The sequence below is a fragment of the Cellulomonas gelida genome (assembly GCF_006538725.1).
Classification (GTDB): domain Bacteria; phylum Actinomycetota; class Actinomycetes; order Actinomycetales; family Cellulomonadaceae; genus Cellulomonas; species Cellulomonas gelida.
Genome location: NZ_BJLQ01000002.1, coordinates 13409 through 33656, shown reverse-complemented (window position 1 = coordinate 33656; position 20248 = coordinate 13409). Strand labels below are relative to the sequence as shown.

22 protein-coding genes are annotated in these 20248 nt (G+C 73.0%); 10 read left to right on the top strand and 12 right to left on the bottom strand.

All coding sequences use genetic code 11. The features are described 5' to 3' along the window. The 4 genes from CGE01nite_RS00485 to CGE01nite_RS00470 all read left to right on the top strand — a co-directional run bounded on the left by CGE01nite_RS00485 (position 1) and on the right by CGE01nite_RS00470 (position 7475). Positions 1 to 2931, top strand: coding sequence for a DEAD/DEAH box helicase (locus CGE01nite_RS00485; RefSeq protein WP_141368341.1), 2931 nt, complete (start codon positions 1 to 3; stop codon positions 2929 to 2931). Positions 2932 to 3036: 105 nt separating this feature from the next. Beyond that, positions 3037 to 4650 carry an amidohydrolase gene (locus tag CGE01nite_RS00480; RefSeq protein WP_141368339.1) on the top strand — a complete coding sequence of 538 codons (1614 nt, stop codon included), beginning with the start codon at positions 3037 to 3039 and terminating at the stop codon, positions 4648 to 4650. 480 nt (positions 4651 to 5130) lie between these two features. Next, positions 5131 to 6693, top strand: coding sequence for an apolipoprotein N-acyltransferase (lnt, locus tag CGE01nite_RS00475; protein WP_141368337.1), 1563 nt, complete (start codon positions 5131 to 5133; stop codon positions 6691 to 6693). Beyond that, a complete protein-coding gene (locus tag CGE01nite_RS00470) occupies positions 6690 to 7475 on the top strand; it encodes a polyprenol monophosphomannose synthase (protein ID WP_048341875.1) in 786 nt (261 codons plus the stop codon). Before lnt ends, CGE01nite_RS00470 begins: the two co-directional genes overlap by 4 nt. A 5-nt stretch (positions 7476 to 7480) precedes the next feature. On the opposite strand, the gene CGE01nite_RS00465 is transcribed toward CGE01nite_RS00470, so the two are convergent. Then, on the bottom strand, positions 7481 to 7825 hold the full coding sequence (locus CGE01nite_RS00465; protein ID WP_048341874.1) for an RNA polymerase-binding protein RbpA: 345 nt from the start codon (positions 7823 to 7825) through the stop codon (positions 7481 to 7483). A gap of 145 nt (positions 7826 to 7970) precedes the next feature. Between CGE01nite_RS00465 and CGE01nite_RS00460 the strand changes: the two genes are divergently transcribed. Beyond that, complete coding sequence (locus CGE01nite_RS00460) at positions 7971 to 8945, top strand: aldo/keto reductase (protein WP_141368335.1); 975 nt, start codon at positions 7971 to 7973, stop codon at positions 8943 to 8945. A gap of 73 nt (positions 8946 to 9018) precedes the next feature. Here the strand turns inward: CGE01nite_RS00460 and CGE01nite_RS00455 are convergent, their stop codons facing one another. Further along, the gene (locus CGE01nite_RS00455; RefSeq protein WP_141368333.1) at positions 9019 to 9471 is read right to left on the bottom strand and encodes a hypothetical protein; all 453 of its coding nucleotides are present in this window, start codon (positions 9469 to 9471) and stop codon (positions 9019 to 9021) included. Between the two features lie 190 nt (positions 9472 to 9661). On the opposite strand from CGE01nite_RS00455, the gene CGE01nite_RS00450 reads away from it, so the two are divergent. Next, a complete protein-coding gene (locus CGE01nite_RS00450) occupies positions 9662 to 11950 on the top strand; it encodes a rhamnogalacturonan lyase family protein (RefSeq protein WP_141368331.1) in 2289 nt (762 codons plus the stop codon). Positions 11951 to 12030: 80 nt separating this feature from the next. On the opposite strand, the gene CGE01nite_RS00445 is transcribed toward CGE01nite_RS00450, so the two are convergent. Next, positions 12031 to 12480: a hypothetical protein gene (locus tag CGE01nite_RS00445; protein ID WP_048341870.1), complete on the bottom strand. Its 450-nt coding sequence runs from the start codon at positions 12478 to 12480 to the stop codon at positions 12031 to 12033. Between the two features lie 81 nt (positions 12481 to 12561). On the opposite strand from CGE01nite_RS00445, the gene CGE01nite_RS00440 reads away from it, so the two are divergent. Next, positions 12562 to 13413: a phosphotransferase gene (locus tag CGE01nite_RS00440; protein WP_141368329.1), complete on the top strand. Its 852-nt coding sequence runs from the start codon at positions 12562 to 12564 to the stop codon at positions 13411 to 13413. Between the two features lie 35 nt (positions 13414 to 13448). Here the strand turns inward: CGE01nite_RS00440 and CGE01nite_RS00435 are convergent, their stop codons facing one another. The 3 genes from CGE01nite_RS00435 to CGE01nite_RS00425 form a co-directional block, all read right to left on the bottom strand. Continuing rightward, positions 13449 to 13856: a VOC family protein gene (locus tag CGE01nite_RS00435; RefSeq protein WP_048341868.1), complete on the bottom strand. Its 408-nt coding sequence runs from the start codon at positions 13854 to 13856 to the stop codon at positions 13449 to 13451. A gap of 49 nt (positions 13857 to 13905) precedes the next feature. Continuing rightward, positions 13906 to 14340 (bottom strand): helix-turn-helix domain-containing protein, encoded by a 435-nt coding sequence (locus CGE01nite_RS00430; protein WP_048341867.1) that lies wholly within the window; start codon positions 14338 to 14340, stop codon positions 13906 to 13908. A gap of 82 nt (positions 14341 to 14422) precedes the next feature. After that, positions 14423 to 14944 (bottom strand): ASCH domain-containing protein, encoded by a 522-nt coding sequence (locus tag CGE01nite_RS00425; protein WP_048341884.1) that lies wholly within the window; start codon positions 14942 to 14944, stop codon positions 14423 to 14425. A gap of 214 nt (positions 14945 to 15158) precedes the next feature. On the opposite strand from CGE01nite_RS00425, the gene CGE01nite_RS00420 reads away from it, so the two are divergent. Then, on the top strand, positions 15159 to 15884 hold the full coding sequence (locus CGE01nite_RS00420; RefSeq protein WP_141368327.1) for a DUF2975 domain-containing protein: 726 nt from the start codon (positions 15159 to 15161) through the stop codon (positions 15882 to 15884). Next, on the top strand, positions 15881 to 16135 hold the full coding sequence (locus tag CGE01nite_RS00415) for a helix-turn-helix domain-containing protein (RefSeq protein ID WP_048341865.1): 255 nt from the start codon (positions 15881 to 15883) through the stop codon (positions 16133 to 16135). Before CGE01nite_RS00420 ends, CGE01nite_RS00415 begins: the two co-directional genes overlap by 4 nt. Positions 16136 to 16244: 109 nt before the next feature. Here CGE01nite_RS00415 and CGE01nite_RS00410 read toward each other — a convergent pair whose 3' ends face one another. Genes CGE01nite_RS00410 through CGE01nite_RS00400 form a run of 4 tightly spaced genes read right to left on the bottom strand, consistent with a single transcriptional unit; the run spans position 16245 to position 17959 of the window. Beyond that, positions 16245 to 16598: a VOC family protein gene (locus tag CGE01nite_RS00410; protein WP_141368325.1), complete on the bottom strand. Its 354-nt coding sequence runs from the start codon at positions 16596 to 16598 to the stop codon at positions 16245 to 16247. A 26-nt stretch (positions 16599 to 16624) separates the two neighbouring features. Next, a complete protein-coding gene (locus CGE01nite_RS00405) occupies positions 16625 to 17119 on the bottom strand; it encodes a GNAT family N-acetyltransferase (RefSeq protein ID WP_048341883.1) in 495 nt (164 codons plus the stop codon). Between the two features lie 28 nt (positions 17120 to 17147). Next, a complete protein-coding gene (locus tag CGE01nite_RS16800; RefSeq protein WP_170210845.1) occupies positions 17148 to 17303 on the bottom strand; it encodes a hypothetical protein in 156 nt (51 codons plus the stop codon). Continuing rightward, a complete protein-coding gene (locus tag CGE01nite_RS00400) occupies positions 17300 to 17959 on the bottom strand; it encodes an MBL fold metallo-hydrolase (RefSeq protein WP_141368323.1) in 660 nt (219 codons plus the stop codon). Before CGE01nite_RS00400 ends, CGE01nite_RS16800 begins: the two co-directional genes overlap by 4 nt. A 125-nt stretch (positions 17960 to 18084) precedes the next feature. Between CGE01nite_RS00400 and CGE01nite_RS00395 the strand changes: the two genes are divergently transcribed. Then, positions 18085 to 18849 (top strand): ParA family protein, encoded by a 765-nt coding sequence (locus CGE01nite_RS00395; protein WP_048341862.1) that lies wholly within the window; start codon positions 18085 to 18087, stop codon positions 18847 to 18849. A 76-nt stretch (positions 18850 to 18925) separates the two neighbouring features. Here the strand turns inward: CGE01nite_RS00395 and CGE01nite_RS00390 are convergent, their stop codons facing one another. Beyond that, on the bottom strand, positions 18926 to 19513 hold the full coding sequence (locus tag CGE01nite_RS00390; protein ID WP_048341861.1) for a MerR family transcriptional regulator: 588 nt from the start codon (positions 19511 to 19513) through the stop codon (positions 18926 to 18928). Positions 19514 to 19682: 169 nt separating this feature from the next. After that, positions 19683 to 20174, bottom strand: a complete 492-nt coding sequence (locus tag CGE01nite_RS00385) for a bifunctional nuclease family protein (RefSeq protein ID WP_048341860.1) — start codon at positions 20172 to 20174, stop codon at positions 19683 to 19685. Between the last annotated feature and the right edge of the window lie 74 nt (positions 20175 to 20248).

Sequence of the window (20248 nt, the reverse complement as noted above, 5' to 3'; positions counted from 1 at the left end):
GTGCCGTCACGCTCCCGTCACCGCCGCAAGCCGTCCGAGCGTCCGACGCCGGACGCCGGGTCGCGCGACGCTTCCGCACCTGACCGTTCCGCGCGCCGTGCGTCCGACGACGTCGAGCTCTCGCCCGCCGAGCGGTACGCCGCCGCACGACGGCGCGCGCAGGACGAGCGCGGGGAGCTCGCGCAGTTCCGCGAGCTGATCGGCTTCCAGCTCGACGACTTCCAGCTCGAGGCGTGCCGGGCGCTCGAGCGTGGCAGCGGCGTCCTCGTCGCCGCGCCGACCGGTGCGGGCAAGACCGTCGTCGGCGAGTTCGCCGTGCACCTCGCGCTGGCCGCCGGCCGCAAGGCGTTCTACACGACGCCCATCAAGGCGTTGTCCAACCAGAAGTACGCCGACCTCGTGCGGCGCTACGGTCCCGATCAGGTCGGGCTGCTGACGGGTGACACGACGGTCAACTCCGAGGCGCCCGTCGTCGTCATGACGACCGAGGTCTTGCGGAACATGCTCTACGCGGGCTCGGGCACGCTCGCGGGGCTCGGCTACGTCGTCATGGACGAGGTGCACTACCTCGCGGACCGGTTCCGCGGGCCGGTGTGGGAAGAGGTGATCATCCACCTGCCCGACGACGTGCAGCTCGTCTCGCTGTCCGCGACGGTCTCGAACGCAGAGGAGTTCGGGGACTGGCTCGCGACCGTGCGGGGCGACACGACGGTCGTGGTGAGCGAGCATCGGCCCGTGCCGCTCGGCCAGCACGTCCTGGTACGAGACGAGCTGCTCGAGCTGTACGCCGGCCACGTCGACCCCACGGACCCCGGTGTCGACCCGCCGATCAACCCCGACCTGCGCCGTCTGCTCGCCTCGCGCACCGCCGAGGAACGTCGCGGGCCCGGCGACCGCGGCTACCGCGGCCGGGGCGGGAACCGGCCCGGCGGTGGGCGCGCGGGCGGGGGAGGAGCAGGCGGCGCGCGGGGTGGCGGCATCCGGCCGTCGCCGCGCTTCGCGGTGGTCGACCTCCTCGACCGCGAGGGCCTTCTCCCGGCGATCGTCTTCATCTTCTCGCGCGCCGGGTGCGAGGCCGCCGTGGAGCAGTGCCTCGCCGCCGGGGTGCGCCTGACGACGCCCGCCGAGCAGGCGGAGATCCGGCAGCTCGTCGAGGAGCGGTGTGCCGCCGTGCCGCCTGAGGACCTCGACGTGCTCGGCTACTGGCAGCTCGCGGACGCGCTCACGCGGGGGGTCGCCGCGCACCACGCCGGCATGCTGCCGCTGTTCAAGGAGACGGTCGAGGACCTGTTCTCGCGCGGACTGGTCAAGGTCGTGTTCGCGACCGAGACGCTCGCGCTCGGCATCAACATGCCCGCCCGCTCGGTCGTGCTCGAGAAGCTCGTGAAGTGGGACGGGTCGCGCCACGTCGACGTCACGCCGGGGGAGTACACCCAGCTCACGGGCCGGGCAGGCCGTCGAGGGATCGACGTCGAGGGCCACGCGGTCGTCGTGGCTCACCAGGGCCTCGACCCCGTGCAGCTGGCGGGCCTGGCATCCAAGCGCCTGTACCCGCTGCGGTCGAGCTTCCGTCCGACGTACAACATGGCCGTCAACCTCGTCGCCCAGGTGGGCCGCGAGCGGGCGCGCGAGGTGCTCGAGACGTCCTTCGCGCAGTTCCAGGCGGACCGCGGCGTCGTCGGGCTCGCACGCCAGGCGCAGGCCCACACCGAGGCTCTCGAGGGGTACGCGCAGGCCATGCAGTGCCACCTGGGCGACTTCGAGGAGTACGCCGAGCTGCGCCGGCAGATCTCCCGGGCCGAGAAGGACGCCACGCGGCAGGAGGCCGGCGCGCGCCGGGCCCTGGCCGTCGCGTCGCTCGAGGGTCTGCGTGCGGGCGACGTGCTCGAGGTGCCGACCGGGCGACGCAGCGGGTTCGTCGTCGTGGTCGACCCGGGCCTCAAGGGCGGGTTCGACGGCCCGCGTCCCACGGTCCTGACGACGGACCGTCAGGTGCTGCGGCTCACCGCCGCCGACGTCGGACGAGGAGCGCGCACGGTCGGTCACGTGCGGGTCCCGCGCGACCTCAGCGTGCGCGTCCCGGCCGCCAGGCGGGACCTGGCCGCACGACTGCGGGCGGCGGTCGCGGACCTCGCCCCGGCGCCGCACGAGCGCCCTCGCCGCCCCGCCCGGGCCGACGAGGACGCGCACGTCGCGCAGCTGCGGCGACGCCTGCGCGCTCATCCCTGCCACGCGTGCCCCGACCGTGAGGAGCATGCGCGCTGGGCCGAGCGCTGGTCACGGCTCAAGGCCGAGCACGACGCGCTCGTCGGCCGGATCGCGGGCCGTACGGGCTCGATCTCGGCGGTGTTCGACCGGACCTGTGACGTGCTCGTCACCCTCGGCTACCTCGAGGCCGCTGAGGGCGCGCGCGGGCTTCGGGTCACCGCCGACGGCCGCTGGTTGCGGCGCATCTACGCCGAGAACGACCTGCTCCTCGCGGAGTGCCTGCGCCGCGGCGTGTGGGACGAGCTGGACGCGCCCGGGCTCGCCGCTGCCGTGTCGACCGTCGTGTACCGGTCGCGCCGCGACGAGGACGCCGAGCCGCACGTCCCGGGAGGTCCACGCTCGCGCCTCGGGATCGCTCTCGAGGGCACCGTGCGGGCCTGGTCCGAGCTCGAGGACCTCGAGTCCGCGCACACGCTCGAGACGATCCAGCCGCTCGACCTCGGGCTGGTGGAGGCCGTGCACAAGTGGGCAGCCGGCCGCAGCCTCGACGCGGTGCTGCGCGGCGCCGACCTCACGGCCGGCGACTTCGTCCGGTGGTGCAAGCAGGTGATCGACGTGCTGGACCAGCTCGGGCAGGCGGGTCCGCACGAGCGCATCCGGACGACGGCGACGGCCGCGGTGGCGGCGTTGCGCCGCGGGGTCGTGGCGTACTCGTCGGTGTGACGCCGCTCGCACCGGGTGCCCGACGACCGTGACCTGCGACGGCGCGGTGGCATCGGCGTCACGCGCGGTCGCGCCGGTGCGCCACCCGTGCCCTATCGTGCGCGTGTGAGCTCCACCCTGTACCGCGGCGGCGTCGTGCACTCTCCGGCCGACCCGTTCGCTGAGGCCCTGCTCGTCGAGGACGGCACCGTCGCCTGGCTCGGCGCCGACGACACCGCCGACGGCTTCGCGTCGCGGGCCGACGAGGTCGTCGACCTGGACGGCGCCATCGTGACGCCCGGCTTCGTCGACGCGCACGTCCACGTGCTCGAGACCGGTCTGGCGCTCGGCTCGGTCGACCTGAGCGCCGCGCGCTCGCTCGACCAGGCGCTCGGCGCGGTGCGCCGCGCGGCGGACGCGCGCACGGGCCAGGACGTGCTCCTCGGCTTCGGCTGGGACGAGACGCACTGGCCCGAGGGCCGCGGTCCGACCCGCACCGAGCTCGACGCAGCGGCGGGCGGGGCTCCGGTCTACCTCGCGCGCGCCGACATCCACTCGGCTGCGGTGTCGAGCGCCCTCGCCGACGGGCTCGGGCTGGCGCACGTCCCCGGCTGGGACCCGGACGGTCGGGTCGACGGCGAGGCGCACCACGCGGCACGTGAGGCGGCGCGCACCATGGACGCGGCACGGCGCACGCGGCTCTACCGCCTCGCGCTCGAGCACGCGGCGTCCCGCGGGATCGTCTCGGTGCACGAGCACTCGGCACCGTTCATCGACACGCGTGAGGGTCTGGTCGAGCTCCTCGAGCTCACCCGGGACGCTGCGGGAGGTCTGCCGCACCTGGTCGCGTACCGGGGCGAGGCGTGCGAGACCGTCGACGACGCACGCGAGGTGCTCGCCGCCGTGCCTGGGCTGACCGGGCTGGGCGGGGACCTGAACGTCGACGGGTCGATCGGCTCGCGGACCGCCGCGCTGCGGGCGCCGTACGTCGACGGCGCGGGCGACGGCGTGCTGCACCTGACCGCCGAGCGCATCGCGAACCACATCGCCGCGGCGTCCCGCGCCGGTGTGCAGGCGGGTTTCCACGTCATCGGCGACCGCGCGATGGATGAGCTCCTGATCGGGCTGCGCGCGGCTGTGGACGTCGAGGGACCGGCGGCCGTGGCACGCACGGGCGTGCGTCTCGAGCACGCCGAGATGGTCGATGCCCCGACGCTGGCGGCCCTCGTGCTGCTCGGGGTCCGGCTCAGCGTCCAGCCGGCGTTCGACGCCGCCTGGGGCGGCCCGCAGGGGATGTACGCGACGCGGCTGGGCGCGGCTCGGGCGGCCGCGCTCAACCCGCTGGCCGACCTCGCGGGGGCCGGCGTGCCGCTCGCCTTCGGGTCGGACTCTCCGGTGACGCCGATCGACCCGTGGGCGGGCGTGCGGGCCGCCGTCGAGCACCACGCGAGCGAGCAGCGACTCTCGGCGCGCGCCGCGTTCCGCGCTGCGACGCGTGGCGGGTGGCGCCTCGCGGGACTCGACCACGTGGGCGAGCTGCGCGTGGGCGCCCCCGCGCACCTGGCCGTGTGGCGGGCTGCACGCCTCGCGGTGCAGGCACCCGACGGCCGGCTCTCGGCCTGGAGCCCGGACGCGCGGGCAGGGATCCCTCTGCTGCCGTTCCTGGGCGCCGACGAGGAGCCTCCGCGCTGCCTGCGGACCGTACGCGACGGCGTGGTGCTCTTCGACGCGATGCCCTGACGTCCGCCGGCCGGGTGAACTTCTGAGCGGGGCGCGCGTCGTGGACGCCGCGACGCGCGGTCACCTGGACGACGTGCGCCGGACACGCCGGGGCAAGCGGGGCGACACGCGGGCGACACGCCGCACGAGGACAACCGACCCGTCCGGGTGGTCGCGCGCTGACCTGCGGCGAGTCCTCTGGCCTGCGGCGACGCGGGCTTGACAGCGATTCTGAGAGCGGTAGTTTTCCCGTTGACCCGCTGCCCAGGGGGTGCAGTGACGACGAGGTCACCCGCCGGTCGAGCACACACAGCTCGGGAGCGAGGCACGTCCGGCGGCGGTCACCAGGCTCCGGCCGGGCCCGCGTGTTCAGTAGACAACGGTCGTCGCGCTGCGGCGTGCGACCGGTACGAAGGACACGCGGGCCGGTCGGTCGGTCTGGGCTCGGGCCGGGTCCTTCGGCCGTCCTGGACGCACGGCTTTCTCGCCTAGGCTGGCGCGGTGCCCGCCGCCCGACCGTCCCGCTGGTGGACGCTGCTGCTCGCGGTAGCCGGTGGCCTCGTCACCCGTGTCGCGTTCCCCGGGCCGGGCCTGTGGCCCGCAGCGTTCCTCGGCATCGCGCTGCTGTACCTCGCCCTGCGGCGCGACAGCGCGCGGTGGAACGCGCTCGTCGGGCTCGTGTGGGGCCTCGCCTTCTTCCCGGCGCTGATCACGTGGGCCGACGAAGCCGTCGGCCCGGTTCCGTGGCTCATGCTCTCGCTCGCGTGCGCGGCGTACGTCGCGCTCTTCGGCGCCGCGTGGAGCTGGGCCCGCCGGGGCGAGGCGGTCTGGCGCAGCCCGTGGTGGCAGCTGCCCGTGTTCGTGGTCATCTGGGTCGCGCTCGAGGAGGCCCTGGCGTTCTGGCCGTTCGGCGGGTTCCCGTGGGGCCGGCTCGCGTTCTCGCAGGCCGACTCGCCGCTCGCGAGCTTCGCCGCGCTCGGGGGCGTGCCGCTGCTGAGCGCGGCCGTCTGCACCGTCGGCGTCCTGCTGGGGCATGCGCTCATCGCGTTGCGCCACGCGCAGCTGCTGACCGCGTCGAGCACCGCCCTTGCGGCCGTCCTCGTGGTGCTCGCCGGGTTCGCCGTGCCGCTGCCGACGGGCGCGCAGGACGGCACGCTGCTCGTCGGCGCCGTGCAGGGGAACGTCCCGGGGCAGGGCCTGGACGCGTTCGGACGCCGCGCGGTGGTGCTCGACAACCACGTGCAGGGGACCTACGCGTTGCTCGACGACGTCGAACCCGGCGAGCTGGACCTGGTGCTCTGGCCCGAGAACGGCACGGACATCGATCCGCAGGTCGACAAGCAGGCGGCCGCGGCGATCGACGGCGCCGCGCAGGCACTCAGGGCTCCGATGCTCGTCGGGACCGTCGAGTACCCGGAGACCGGCGGGCGATACAACACCTCAGTCTTGTGGGAGCCCGGACAAGGCGTGGTCGCGACCTACTCCAAGCGCCACCCCGCACCCTTCGCGGAGTACATCCCGCTGCGGCCCGTCGCCCGCCTCTTCTCCTCCGCGGTGGACCGCGTCACGCGGGACATGCTGCCCGGTCACGGCGACGGCGCGATCCCGCTCGAGTCCGAGCGGCTGGGGAGGACCGTCGTCCTCGGCGACGTGATCTGCTTCGAGGTCGCCTACGACTCCTTGGTGCGGTCCGCCGTCCGGGCCGGGGGAGAGATCCTCGTCGTCCAGACCAACAACGCGACGTTCGGCTGGTCCGACGAGTCCACGCAACAGCTGGCGATGTCGCGGATCCGCGCCATCGAGCACGGCCGGGCCACCGTGCAGATCTCCACGGTCGGCGTCAGCGGCGTGATCCAGCCCAACGGGGCCCTGACCGAGAGCACCGAGCTGTTCACGGCGGACCAGATGATCGCTAGCCTTCCGCTGCGCACGTCGCAGACGTGGGCAACGCGCCTCGGAGCGTGGCCGGCATGGGGCATCGACGCCCTGGCGCTGTGCGCCGTCGTCTCCGGCGCCGTAGGAGCCGCGCGGCTGCGCGGCACGAACCGGGGGGAGCCCGCGTGAGTGCACGAGTCCTCGTCGTCGTCCCGACGTACAACGAGAAGGAGTCCATCCCGGGCGCGCTGTCGCGGCTGCTCGAGCACGTCCCCGAGGCCGACGTCCTCGTGGTCGACGACGGGTCGCCCGACGGCACGGGCCAGCTCGTCGAGCAGATCGCGTCCGACGAGCGCGACGCCGACGTCGCCCGGGCCGTCTCGGTGCTGCACCGCACGAGCAAGCAGGGTCTGGGTGCCGCGTACGTCGCGGGGTTCGGCTGGGCGCTCGAGCGCGGCTACGACGTGATCGTCGAGATGGACGCCGACGGCTCGCACCGTGCGCAGGACCTGCCGGCGCTGCTGGCCGCCCTGCCCGAGGCCGATCTGGTCCTCGGGTCGCGCTGGGTCCCCGGCGGCAGCGTCGTCAACTGGCCGAAGAACCGCGAGGTCCTCTCGCGGGGTGCGAACACCTACACCCGGCTGCTGCTCGGCATCCCGGTGCACGACGCGACGGGCGGGTTTCGCGCCTACCGCGCCGACCTGCTGCGTGACCTCGCGCTCGCCGACGTCGCCTCGCGCGGCTACTGCTTCCAGATCGACATGACGCTGCGCTCGCTCGCTGCGGGGGCGCGGGTGGTGGAGGTGCCGATCACCTTCGTCGAGCGCGAGCTCGGCGCGTCGAAGATGAGCCGCGACATCGTCGTCGAGGCGCTCGTCAACGTCACCCGGTGGGGGATAGCAGAACGCTCCCGCCGTGTGGCGGGAGCGTTCAAGCGGGGGGTGCGCAGCGACCGCGTCGCGCGGCGCTGACGAGATCAGGCGCTGCGGCGCAGCTTTCCGGCCCGCAGCAGGTCGAGGCGCTCGTCGAGCAGCTCTTCGAGCTCACCGATCGTGCGGCGCTCGAGGAGCATGTCCCAGTGCGTGCGCGGAGGCTTGGTGGCCTTGGCCTCGGGCTTGGACGCGTCACGCAGGAGCGCCTCGGCGCCGCAGCGGCACTCCCAGACGACGGGCACGTCGGCCTCGACCGAGAAGGGGAGGATGATCGTGTGCCCGTTGGGACAGTCGTAGTGCGCCTGGAGACGAGGGGCGAAGTCGACGCCCTCCTCGGTCTCCATGCTCTGCGACCCGATGCGCATTCCGCGCAGGGACCTGTTCGCCATGAGAGTGACCTCCGTGCCGGATCGCGGCCGTCGAGTATGAGTTCCACCGGGCTCAACGGCGGAGAGCTCTTCAGTGTTCCAGCGTGACGTGAAGGGATCGTGAACGCACGCGGAGCGGCCCGGAGAGGCTTACTGTGCGGGAGTGATGTCCACCACCTCGACGCCCGCCGAGATGACCTTCCGCCGTCTGGGCGACTCGGGACTGGTGGTCTCGACCGCTGGGCTCGGGTGCAACACGTTCGGCGCGACGCTTCCTGACGAGGGTGTCACACCTCTGGTCGACGCGGCACTGTCTGCGGGTGTGACGTTGTTCGACACCGCCGACGTGTACGGCGGCCGTCCGGGAGGGAGCGAGGAGCTGCTCGGCGCCGCGCTGCGGGGTCGCCGGGACGACGTGATCGTCGCCACGAAGTTCGGTATGGACATGCACGGCACCAACGGGCCCGACTGGGACGCGCGCGGCTCGCGTCGCTACGTGCGGCGCGCGGTCGAGGCTTCGCTGCGGCGTCTGGGCACCGACTGGATCGACCTGTACCAGATGCACTGCCCGGACGAGTCGACCCCGATCGAGGAGACGCTGGCCGCGCTGCACGAGCTCGTCGTCGAGGGCAAGGTGCGGTACGTCGGCTCGTCGAACTTCGCCGCGTGGCAGGTCGTCCAGGCGGACTGGACCGCGCGCACGGGCGGCCTCACCCCGTTCGTCTCTGCTCAGAACCGGTACCACCTGCTCGACCGCAGCGTGGAGGACGAGCTCGTGCCCGCTGCCGAGGCGTCCGGAGTCGGGTTGATCCCGTACACGCCGCTCGCGTCCGGCCTGCTCACCGGCAAGTACCAGCGCGGGCAGGGCGCACCCGACGGCACGCGACTGGCCCGCCTCCCCGAGCGGCTTGCGCGCGCGGACTTCGACCGGATCGACGCCCTCGTCGCGCTCGCGCACGAGTGGGGAGTCGACCTGCCGACGGTGGCGCTCGGCGGGCTCGCCGCCCAGCCGGGCGTGGCCTCGGTCATCGCCGGCGCGCGCACGCCTGCACAGCTGCGGGCGAACGTCGCCTCGATCCTGTGGGAGCCTGACCTCGCGCAGCTCGCCGCGATCGACGAGGTCGCGCCCGGCGCGCAGTAGCCCCTAGGAGGACGGCTCCGGCAGGCGCGACACCAGGAGCGCTGCCGTGCCGGGCATCACGTCGGGGCGGCCCTCACTGAGGTGCGAGGACGGACGGGCCGTGCGGTCCGATCGCGACGATCGCGCTCAACGGCACACCCGCTCCGTGCGTGGCACGCTCGAGCTCGACGACCCAGGTCAGCTGGTCGCACACGTCCTCCTCGACGTCGCCGACGAGCGCTGCCACGACCGAGCCGCCCACGGCGTGCTCCTCGAGGACCGTCGCCAGGTCGTCCGCGAGGAACCGCGCGAAGCCGTCGGTGACCGTCACCGGGCGGTCGCTGATCGCGAGGACGAGGGGGAGCAGCCGGTCGTCGGCGTCGAGCAGGACGCACCACAGCGCGGGCGGCCCCGCTGCCTCGGGCCCGACGAGCGTCTGCAGTACACGCGCCGCCTGGTCCGGCGTCCGGACGGGTGTCCCGACGAGGGAGGCGACGTCGGCGAGGTCGTCGTCGGGTCCGTGAGCGTCCCAGCTGCGTGAAGTCATGGGCGGCACGTTGCCAGGGCGCGTCGGTGCGAGCGCACGCAGCGCGGCCGCTCGGTGGACGTCCGGTCGGCAGTCGGGGCTGGGGTCGGCTCGCTGCCCCGCGGGCCGCCTGGGCCGAATCGATTTGCCGGGGCACACGTCGGCGGTCGGGTCTGCCGCCGTGTGCCGGACGGCTCCTAGGTTGGCGGACATGCGACGGACGAAGGCGTACCGGGCACACGTCGGCACACGCGTGGCAGCCGCGAGCGCCGTCGGCGCCCTGGCGCTGACGGGTGTGGCGCTCGCACCGTCCGCGAGCGCGGCGGCGGGCTGCACCGCCACCTACGCCGTCACCAGCCAATGGGGCGGGGGGTTCGGCGCCGACGTCGTCGTGACGAACCTCGGCGACGCGGTGAGCGGCTGGACCGTCAGGTGGACGTTCGCGCACGGCCAGACCGTGAGCCAGGCCTGGAACGCCGCGGTGACCCAGTCCGGCCCGACGGTGACGGCGACCAACCTGGGGTGGAACGCCACGCTACCGACGAACGGCGCCGCGTCGTTCGGCTTCATCGGTTCCTCTCCTCAGTCCACGAACGCGGTACCGACGAGCCTGACGCTCAACGGCACGGCGTGCACCGGAGCGGTCGCGCCCACGTCGAACCCGACGACGACCAGCCCGACGACAGCAGCGCCGACCACACCGGCCCCGACCGGCGCGCCGACGCCCAGTCCCACCGCGACACCCACATCCATCCCGACGACGACGCCGCCGGGCTCCTGGCAGGCCGAACGTCTCGACCGCGGCATCATCAGCGTCCGCTCGGGCGGCGCGAACCTCGTGCAGTGGCGCCTGCTCGGGACGGACGCCCGCGACGTCGGCTTCCACCTCTACCGGGACGGCGCTCGCCTCACGTCCACACCGCTCACGGGCGCGACGAGCTACCTCGACCAGGGGGCTGCGGCCTCGGCCCGCTACACGGTCCGCGCGGTCGTCGGCGGCTCGGAGCAGGCGCCGTCGGCCGCCAGCCTGACGTTCGCGAACGGCTACCTCGACGTCCCGATCTCGAGGCCCGGCTCCGACTACACCGCGAACGACGCGAGCGTCGGCGACCTCGACGGCGACGGCGACCTCGACATCGTGCTGAAGTGGGACCCGACGAACGCCAAGGACAACTCCCAGTCCGGCGTCACGGGCAACGTGTACCTCGACGGGTACCGCCTGGACGGCACGCGGCTGTGGCGGATCGACCTGGGTCGCAACATCCGGGCCGGCGCGCACTACACCCAGTTCCAGGTCTACGACTACGACGGCGACGGCGCGGCCGAGGTCGCCGTGAAGACCGCCGACGGCACGCGGTCGGGGACCGGCCAGGTGATCGGCAACGCGAGCGCGGACTACCGCAACTCCGCCGGCTACGTGCTCTCCGGCCCGGAGTACCTCACCGTCTTCGAGGGCGGTGACGGCCGTATCGGCGCGACCGCGGACTACGTGCCCGCGCGCGGTACGGTCTCGAGCTGGGGCGACTCCTACGGCAACCGGGTCGACCGGTTCCTCGCGGGCACGGCGTACCTCGACGGTGTGCGGCCGTCGATCGTCATGGCACGCGGTTACTACACGCGTGCGGTCGTCGTCGCGTGGGACTACCGCAGCGGCACGCTGACGCGGCGCTGGACGTTCGACTCGAACAGCTCGTCGCAGGGCAACGCCGCGGTGGCGGGGCAGGGGAACCACGCGCTGGCGATCGCGGACGTCGACGCCGACGGACGGCAGGAGATCGTCTACGGTGCCGCGGCGATCGACGACGACGGTCGCGTGCTGTGGAACACCGGAACCGGCCACGGTGACGCGGCGCACCTGGGCGACCTGATCCCCTCCCGGCCCGGGCTGGAGTACTACAAGGTCACCGAGTCGACGTCACAGCCCGACTCGTGGATGGCGGACGCCCGCACGGGGCAGATCCTGTGGCGCACGAACGCGACCACGGACAACGGCCGCGGTGTGTCCGACGACGTCTGGGCCGGTTCGCCTGGCGCCGAGTCCTGGTCCGCGGCCGACGGCCAGATCCGCAACGCCTCCGGTCAGGAGATCGGGCGCAAGCCTTCCTCGACGAACTTCCTGGCCTGGTGGGACGGCGACCCGGTCCGCGAGCTCGTCGACGCCACGCGGGTCGACAAGTACGGCACGGGCGGCGACACGCGCCTGCTCACGGCGTCGGGCGTGCACGCGAACAACGGCACCAAGGCGACGCCGTCGCTGTCCGGTGACCTCCTGGGGGACTGGCGCGAGGAGATCGTCTGGCCGACGAGCGACGACTCCGCCCTGCGGATCCACGCGACGCCGATCACGACGAGCGTGCGCCTGCCCACGCTGCTGCACGACCAGACGTACCGCGTGGCGGTCGCCTGGCAGAACACGGCGTACAACCAGCCGCCGCACACCGGCTTCTTCCTCGGCGACGGCTTCAGTGCACCCGCGTGGCCGTCGGTCTACACGCCCTGACCGGCTGCCTGGACACAGGGGGTGAGAGCTTCCGGGAGCGCCGTGCGCCGACTGCGGCGCTTCCGGTGGAGTGTCGCGGCTCAGCGCGAGGCGTGCGCGGCACGGAAGGCGTCGATCGCCGGGTCGCGCACGAGCTCGGCCTCGTCGCCCAGGAACACCGCGACGAGCGTGGCCGCTGGGTCGGTGTCCAGGTACGGCAGGTAGGTGTCCCGCCACGTCCACAGGTTCGGGTGCTGGTAGACGTCGCACGCCTCGGCAGGCGTCAGCATGGCCACGGCGCGCTCGAGCTGGATCCGGCTGAGGCGGTACGCGGCCGTCCCGGACGTGTGCCCGACGACGTGGGCGACCACGACCCCGGGCAGCCGGTGGTCCGTGCTGTTGACCAGCGGGAAGTGCTCGGGTCGCGGCGCCGCGTCGTCGGACGGCACGAGCCCGACACCGTGCGCGACGGGACGCACCCAGCCGTCGATCGCGAGCTCGAACGCGTCGCGTGCTGCCGAGATCTCGTCCGCCGTCACCCAGGTCGCCATGCCGAGACCCTGGCAGAACCGAGGTCAGCGGTCACCCCTAATTGCCGGCTTGTCGTGCCCGCGCGCCCCTACGATCGGTCGATGCCGTCGTCCGAGGAGCGCCTGGACACCCGCCAGCGCGAGCTGCTCGCGCAGTGGCTTCCCGGTCTCCGGGTGCTGCACGACCACAGCTGGGGCCTGGTGGGCACGACGGTGCTCGAGGTCGAGCACGGCGACGAGCACCTGGCGGTCAAGGCGGGCGACGCCGCCGACCACCACCTCGCGCGGGAGATCACCGCGCACGAGCGCTGGCTCGGCCCCTGGACGACGACGGGGCGGGCGCCCGCCCTCGTGCACGCAGACCGTGACGTGAAGCTCCTCGTCACGCGGTGGCTCCCGGGCACACTGGTCCTCGGCTCGGACGCGGCAGGTGACCCCGCGACCTACCGCCAGGCCGGCACGCTGCTCGCGGCGCTCCACGCGCAGCACGCGGTGCTCGACGACGAGTACGAGCGGCGCGCGAACCTCCGCCTCACGCGTTGGCTCGACTCGCCGCACCGGATCGACGAGACACGCGTGCGACGGATCCGCGAGCTCGCGAGCACCTGGCCGACGCCGCCCGCCCGCCTCGTCCCCACGCACGGCGACTGGCAGCCCCGCAACTGGCTCGTCGACGGGGCAGTGGTGCGCGCGATCGACTTCGGCCGCGCCGACCTGCGCCCGGCGGTCGTGGACCTCGTGCGCCTGGCCGCGCAGGAGTTCCGGCACGACCCGGCGTTGGAGCCCGCCTTCTTCGAGGGCTACGGGGACGACCCGCGCGAGCCGACGGCGTGGGCGCGCGTGAGGTTGCGCGAGGCCGTCGGCACGGCGGCGTGGGCGTTCCAGGTCGGCGACGAAGCGTTCGAGGCGCAAGGTCACCGCATGATCGCCGACGCGCTCACGGCGTTCGGCTGACCGGTGCGGGCCGCGGCCGCCCCGCACGCCCGTCGTCAGGACCGGACGTTCCCGATGCGCAGGTGGTTGCCGAAGGGGTCCCGGATGCCGAAGTCTCGGCCGTAGGGCTGGTCCATCGGCTCCTGGGTGACGTCCACCCCGGCCGCGACGAGTCGGTCGAACGTGCCGTCCACGTCGTCGGTGGCGAACGCCAGCCAGCCGCCGCCGGCGCCCTTGGTCACGAGGTCGCGCACCCGCTCCGCGGTCGCCTCGTCGTGCGCCGGGGGACCGGGACGCTCGAGCAAGATCTCCTTGCGGTCTCCCGGCACACGGACGGTGAGCCAGCGCATCGGACCGAAGTCCACGTCGGCGCTCACCTCAAGACCGAGCAGGTCGACGTAGAACGTCAGGGCCTCGTCCTGGTCGAGGACGAAGATCGATGAGAGGTTGTTGCGGACGAGCATCTCGAGCCTCCTGGCCGTCGTGCGGGTCCGGCCCGGTGGCCGGTACTCGTCACGCTAAGGGCGGGGGAGGCAGGTGCGCTTCTCCGAAACTGCTCGGCCGGCCCCAGGCCATCGTGAACGTCCCCGACGACGGCTGCGGCAGCCCCGCGACCTGCTGGCGGTAGGCCGTGGGGGAGCAGCCGACGATCTCCGTGAACGTCCTGCTGAACGTGCCGAGGCTCGTGAAGCCGACCTCGAGGCAGAGGTCGGTCACGCTCGTGCTCGTCGTGCGCAGCCGGAACATCGCGCGCTCGACACGGCGTCGCTGCAGGTACCGGTAGGGGGTCTCGCCGAACACGCGACGGAACTCGCGCGAGAAGTGCGACGGCGACATGAACGCGACCCGAGCGAGCGCGGCGACGTCGAGCGGTTCCGCGTACCGCCGGTCCATCGCGTCGCGGGCGCGCAGCAACCGACGGTTCACGTCCTCGCTCTGGCGGCTCACGCGCCCATCCTCGACGCGCACGGCGCGTCGACGAGCCGTGCGCGTGGGAGCCGTGCGCGCGCGTCCTGCTCGGCGACGTCGCCTAAGGCCGGTCGGCCAGCTCGGGTGGCCATACGACGGTGAACCGCTCGCAGACGATCTCGTCCTGCTCTGACCACGTCGCCCCGCGCGCGGCGCAGGTCCGGGTCCAGTACTTCCGGTGCTCGCGCCGCCAGCTCTCGAGCGTGCGGTCGTCCTCGCCCTCGGCGTGGGCGAACTCCGCGTCCACCTGGTCGAACGTGGCGATCCGCAGGTCGGTGCTCCGCAGGATCACCGACGGCCTGCCGGCCCCGTCGCACGCGACCCAGTGCCCGCCGATCCGTGGCAACGGCTCGCCGCGCGCCGCGAACTCCTGCACGAGCTCGGCCGTGGCGCGCTTGGGTCCGTGCGTCACGGCACGCAGCAGCTCGTCGGCCAGCCGGGGGGAGTCGCCGAAGTACTCGACCGTGTACTCGCCGCCCGTGGCGGCCGCGTGCGGGAAGACGGCCGCGTACCCGGCCCAGAACGCGTCGGCCGCCTCGCGGTCGACGATCGGGAGAGTCGCGGAGGCCGTCTCGTCAGTCACGGGCACAGCCTGCCCTCGAGTGCACCGGCTGACCAAATGTCGAGAAGCCGGGGAGTCGACGCGCTCAGCCGACGCATCGAACGGATGTTCGATGCGTCGGCTGAGGTTGGAACGATCCGGCCACTCGGCGCTGCGGGCCACTGGGGCTTGACATCGCGAGGGCCTGCCTTATCGTTTGTCGATACATCGAAGAACGATAACTCGAAGGCGGGGGATGAGCGTGCTCAGCAGTGGAGCGACGGACGCGCGGGAGCGGCAGGCGCTGGCGGCCCGGGTCTCGGTCGTCGTGCTCGAGGGCCTGCTGTGGGCGCTCCTGACGGTCGTGCTGGTCACCAACGTGGCACGTCCGCTCGCGGGAGACGCGATGCTCGGCATCGGCGAGGGTCCGTACTGGGGCACGACGCCGTCGGTGACGGCGGACGTGTCGGACGCGGTGTGGGAGCGCGCCTTCGAGACCCTGGGCGACGACCTCCCTGCCTTCGGGCCGGGGATGATGGTCGGCGGCCCGTTCGAGCGCGGCGAGTACGTCGAGGCGACGCTCCCGAACCGGACGGACATCTCCGTCTGGAGCCCGATGACCTTCCGACAGATGGTCGCAGTGGCCGGCGCTCCGCTGCTGTCCGGAGTGGTGGTCGCCGCTGCGCTGGCCCTGGCGATCCGGATCGTCCGCGACCTCCGCCGTGGAAGGCTGTTCGACGCCGCTAACCTCACGCGCACTTACCAGATCGCCGCGGTGCTGGGCGTCGGCGGGATGATCGCCGAGGTCGCCACGGCATGGGGCCGCATCGGCGTGCTGACGAGCCCGCGGCTCGCCGGCTACGTCGACGTGGACTGGACGGTGTCGTTCACTCCGTTGGTGCTCGGGCTGACGATCGCTGCGGGCGCCGAGATGCTGCGGCTGGGGATCCGCATGCAGCGCGATGTCGAGGGCCTGGTATGAAGCGCCACGAGGAGCGTGCCGCCGAGGACGAGCCCAGTCTCATCGAGGTCCGTCTCGACGAGCTCCTCGAGGCGCGCGGCCTGACGCTGACCGAGCTCGCCAAGCGCGTCGACATCACGCTCGCGAACCTCTCGGTGCTGAAGAACGGCCGAGCGCGCGCGGTGCGCTTCTCGACGCTCGCGGCGATCTGCCGCGAACTCGACTGCCAACCCGGTGACCTGCTCGTCTACACGGGTCCAGGCCCGCACTGAGCTAACGCCGATAATGTACATTATGTCAGAACGTGTGGGAGGCCTACGGTCGATCGGGAGTCGCCCTACCTCGGAACCAGCGTGCGCGAGGGCTGTGCGCGCTCGTCGGTCAGGCGGGCTGCCACAGCTCGATGCGGTTGCCCTCCGGGTCGGTGACCCAGCCGAACCGCCCGACACCGGGCATGGCCTGGATCTGCGCCGAGACGTCCGCACCCTTGTCCCGCAGCTGGTCGAGCATGGCGTCGAGGTCGCGGACACGGAAGTTCAGCATGGTGCGCTGGTCACGTGAGCCGAAGTACTCCGTCTCGGGGTCGAACGCCGCGAAGACCGTCGGCCCCGCATCGGGGAGCCACAGCCCGTTCTCGTCGACGTCCAGCCCGAGGCACTCGCGATACCACGCGGTCAGGCCGACAGGGTCGGTGGCCCGGATGAAGTACCCGCCGATCCCCTGCACGCGTTCCATGGCGGCAGTCTGCCAGGGTGAGGCGCTCAGCGGTGGCGCGGCAGCTTGAGGACGTAGCGCTCCTCGGTGATGTCGGGGTCACGCGGCAGCTTCATGCGCTCGCCGGTGCGGGTGAAGCCCGCGCGGACGTACAGGTCCCCCGCCGCGTTGTTGCCGTCGACGAGCCACAGCGACACGGTGCGTGCACCGTCCGCGATCGCCGCCTGACGGATCGCGTCGAGCAGCGCCCAGCCGACTCCGCGTCGCCGCGCCTCGGGGGCGACCCACAGGCTGATGACGTGCCGGTCGTCCGTGGGCGAGCCGGGCTCCTGGAGCATCGAGACGAGGCCGAGCACCTCGCCGTCGTCCGCGGCCGCGAGCCAGGTCGGCACGGTGCGCACGCGCATGCGCCAGTGCTTCTCCTTGAAGCGCTCCTCGCGCTCGAGTGACGACCCGAAGGCGAAGGCATCCTCGCGGAGTGCGCGCAGACGGATGTCGCGCACGCGTGCCCAGTCGTCTTCAGTTGCCAGGGAGATCTGCACGTTCACAGGATGCCGTACAGCAGGGGTCTCACCTGGCACCGCCATGCCCCAGCGGGTCAGGTTGCGAGCGCGCGACGTCGGCGATCTCCTCCTCCGGCCGGGGCGGGATCGTCTCGTCGACCTCCAGCAGGGGCACCTCGTCGGTGCGACCCACGTCGGGCTCGGATCCGTGCGCCTCGCTCATGAAGCCTCCTCGTAGGTCAGGTCGATCGACTCCCCCGGCGCCAGCACGACGAGCTCGGAGCCGCGGACGAGGCGCCCGACGAGCCCGTGGACGAGCGCCAGGCCGTTCTCGTTCAGCATGCCGTCGTGGAACGGGACGATGCGCCGCGCCCCGACGTCACGCGCGCGGTCGATCGCCTCCGAGAGCAGCAGCCACGGCCCCGAGACCGGGAGCAGCAGCACGTCGGGCTCGTCGGAGGTCTGCACGTGGGCGTCGCCCGGGTGCAGCACGCCGGCCACGAGGTACGCGACGTTCGCGATGCGCGGGATGTCGGGGTGGACGATCGCGTGCCACTCCCCCAGCGCGCGCACCTCGAACCCCGCGGCGTGGAAATGGTCACCCGCAGCAACAGCATGCAGCGAAGACTCGGGGGCACCCGCGGCCCGCACCAGTGCGAGCGCCGCCGGCGGTCCCCACAGCGGGACGCCACCGGCGACGACCTGCGCGACGCGTTCGACCGCGAGGTGGTCGGCGTGCTCGTGCGTGACAAGGATGGCGCCCGCTCCGTCGAGCGCCGACTCGACGTCGGACAGGGTGCCGGGGTCGATCACCAGGTGGCGGTCTCCCTCGTCGATCCGGACGCAGGAGTGGCCCCATCGGGTCAGGCGCGCAGTCATGCGGTCAGTCTCCGCTCTCACCAGGGTCGACGCACGTCGCCACGCCCCGCTTCGTCATGGTCTGTCCCGCGCTCCCCGGCCGGGTGCTGGCGCGCGCGGCGCATCGCACCAGATACGGTTGCCCGGTGCTCGTGCTCGGTGTGTGCAGCCTCAAAGGTGGCGTCGGCAAGACGTCCGTGACCCTCGGCCTGGCCTCCGCGGCCCTCGAACGTGGCCTGCGGACCCTCGTCGTCGACATGGACCCCCAGGGCGACGTCACCATGTCGCTCGGCGCGCGCCCGGACGAGGGCGACATCTCCGACGTGCTCGACGCGCCGAGCGCCGAGAGCGTGGCCTCGGCCACGGTCGCGAGCACCTGGGCGGAGAGCGGCCTCGACGTCCTCGTGGGCTCGGAGCGCAACGCGCGGCACGACCGGCTCGGCGACGACGACCTCGATCGGCTGCGGTTCGCGCTGTCCTGGGTGCACGACTACGACCTCGTGCTCGTCGACTGCCCGCCGTCGCTCGGGTCGCTCACGCGCACGGGGCTGACCGCGTGCGATCGCGCGATGGTCGTGACCGAGCCCGGCCTGTTCGCCGTCATGGCCGTCGGCCGTGCGATGCGCACGATCGACGAGCTGCGGCGCGGCCCCGCGCCGTCGCTCCAGCCGCTCGGGATCACGGTCAACCGCGTGCGGGCGCGCTCGCTCGAGCAGGCCTACCGTCTCGAGGAGCTCGGCAACCTGTACGGCCCGCTCCTGCTCACACCCTCGGTGCCGGAGAGGGCCGCGCTGCAGCAGGCCCAGGGCGCGGCCCAGCCCGTGCACGCGTGGCCCGGGGCGGCCGCGGCCGAGCTCTCGGGCATCTTCGAGGCATTGCTCGAGCGCGCGCTGCGCGCACCCCGCCGCTGAGAGAACCTCCGCAGACGACGAGACCGTCCGGTGCGACATGCGCTCCGGACGGTCTCGGACGACGTGAGCCGGTCAGTCAGCCGGCGGTGCGTGCGCGGCGACGCAGCGCGAGCTCGTCGTGCGGGTTCTCCCCCGCGGGTGCCTCGACCTCGTCCTCGGCGCGCTCGGTCGGCAGCTCGGCGAGGCTGCCCTCGACCTCGCGCCACACGCGACCGACGGCGATGCCGAACACGCCCTGGCCACCCTGCACCAGGTCGATGACCTCGTCGGCCGACGTGCACTCGTAGACCGAGGCGCCGTCCGACATCAGCGTGATCTGCGCGAGGTCGTCGACGCCGCGCTCGCGCAGGTGGCTGACCGCGGTCCGGATCTGCTGCAGCGAGACTCCCGTGTCGAGCAGCCGCTTGACGACCTTGAGCACGAGGATGTCGCGGAAGGCGTACAGGCGCTGCGTGCCCGAGCCGGTGGCGGGCCGGATCGACGGCTCGACGAGCCCTGTCCGTGCCCAGTAGTCGAGCTGGCGGTAGGTGATGCCCGCGGCGCGGCACGCGGTGGGGCCGCGATAGCCCGTCGCAGTGTCCAGGTCGGGCAAGTCGTCGTCGAACAGGAGGCCCTGCGCGCGCTGCGGGACGCCTGGGACGTTCTCCGCGTTCTCGTTGGCCACGCTTTCCTCCACTCGTTGCGCATGAGCCGTGCACTCGCCCGACCGCGCCTGAGGTAACGCTAGGCACGTGGGTGCCCCGACGCAACGACGCGCGGGGCGTGTCGCGGTCGGCGTGTCTGAACTTCAACCTGAGAGTGAAGGTTAGTGCGCGCGCCGCGTGACCAAGCCGCTACGGACCGTCACCCTGCTCGAAGTCCTCGGGGGTCACCCGGTCGAGGAACTCGCGGAACTTCTCCACCGCGTCGTCGGGATCGCCGTGCTGCACCTCGACGCCGGCGACCGCGACCACCTCCGCGGAGCACAGCACCGGGATACCGAACCGTAGCGCGACCGCGATCGCGTCGGAGGCACGTGAGTCGACCCGCGCGCCGTTCCCGAGCTGCAGCTCGGCGTAGAACACGCCGTCCTCGAGCCGCGTGATCGCCGCGCGCCGGACCTCGTCGCCCTCGGCGAGGACGAGGTCACGCAGCAGGTCGTGCGTCATCGGACGGGGCGGGACCACGCCGGCCTGCGCCGCCGCGATCGCCCCGGCCTCGTGCGGACCCACGAGGATCGGCACGACGAGCTCGGAGTCGGGGTCCAGCAGGAGCACGACGTTCTCGTCCACGGTCGGGTGCCGACGCACTCCGACCACCTCGACGACGACGAGCTCAGGGTCCACGAGTCCACGCTACGTCCACCGCCCCCGATCTGCGCCCGACGCGACGTGAGCCCCGCCGACCGGACCGGACGGCG

Coding starts and splice junctions, on each gene's coding strand:
- CGE01nite_RS00465 (WP_048341874.1), bottom strand. CDS start 7,825: ATGGCGAACAGGTCCCTGCGCGGAATGCGCATCGGGTCGCAGAGCATG.
- CGE01nite_RS00460 (WP_141368335.1), top strand. CDS start 7,971: ATGTCCACCACCTCGACGCCCGCCGAGATGACCTTCCGCCGTCTGGGC.
- CGE01nite_RS00455 (WP_141368333.1), bottom strand. CDS start 9,471: ATGACTTCACGCAGCTGGGACGCTCACGGACCCGACGACGACCTCGCC.
- CGE01nite_RS00450 (WP_141368331.1), top strand. CDS start 9,662: ATGCGACGGACGAAGGCGTACCGGGCACACGTCGGCACACGCGTGGCA.
- CGE01nite_RS00445 (WP_048341870.1), bottom strand. CDS start 12,480: ATGGCGACCTGGGTGACGGCGGACGAGATCTCGGCAGCACGCGACGCG.
- CGE01nite_RS00440 (WP_141368329.1), top strand. CDS start 12,562: ATGCCGTCGTCCGAGGAGCGCCTGGACACCCGCCAGCGCGAGCTGCTC.
- CGE01nite_RS00435 (WP_048341868.1), bottom strand. CDS start 13,856: ATGCTCGTCCGCAACAACCTCTCATCGATCTTCGTCCTCGACCAGGAC.
- CGE01nite_RS00420 (WP_141368327.1), top strand. CDS start 15,159: ATGAGCGTGCTCAGCAGTGGAGCGACGGACGCGCGGGAGCGGCAGGCG.
- CGE01nite_RS00415 (WP_048341865.1), top strand. CDS start 15,881: ATGAAGCGCCACGAGGAGCGTGCCGCCGAGGACGAGCCCAGTCTCATC.
- CGE01nite_RS00410 (WP_141368325.1), bottom strand. CDS start 16,598: ATGGAACGCGTGCAGGGGATCGGCGGGTACTTCATCCGGGCCACCGAC.
- CGE01nite_RS16800 (WP_170210845.1), bottom strand. CDS start 17,303: ATGAGCGAGGCGCACGGATCCGAGCCCGACGTGGGTCGCACCGACGAG.
- CGE01nite_RS00400 (WP_141368323.1), bottom strand. CDS start 17,959: ATGACTGCGCGCCTGACCCGATGGGGCCACTCCTGCGTCCGGATCGAC.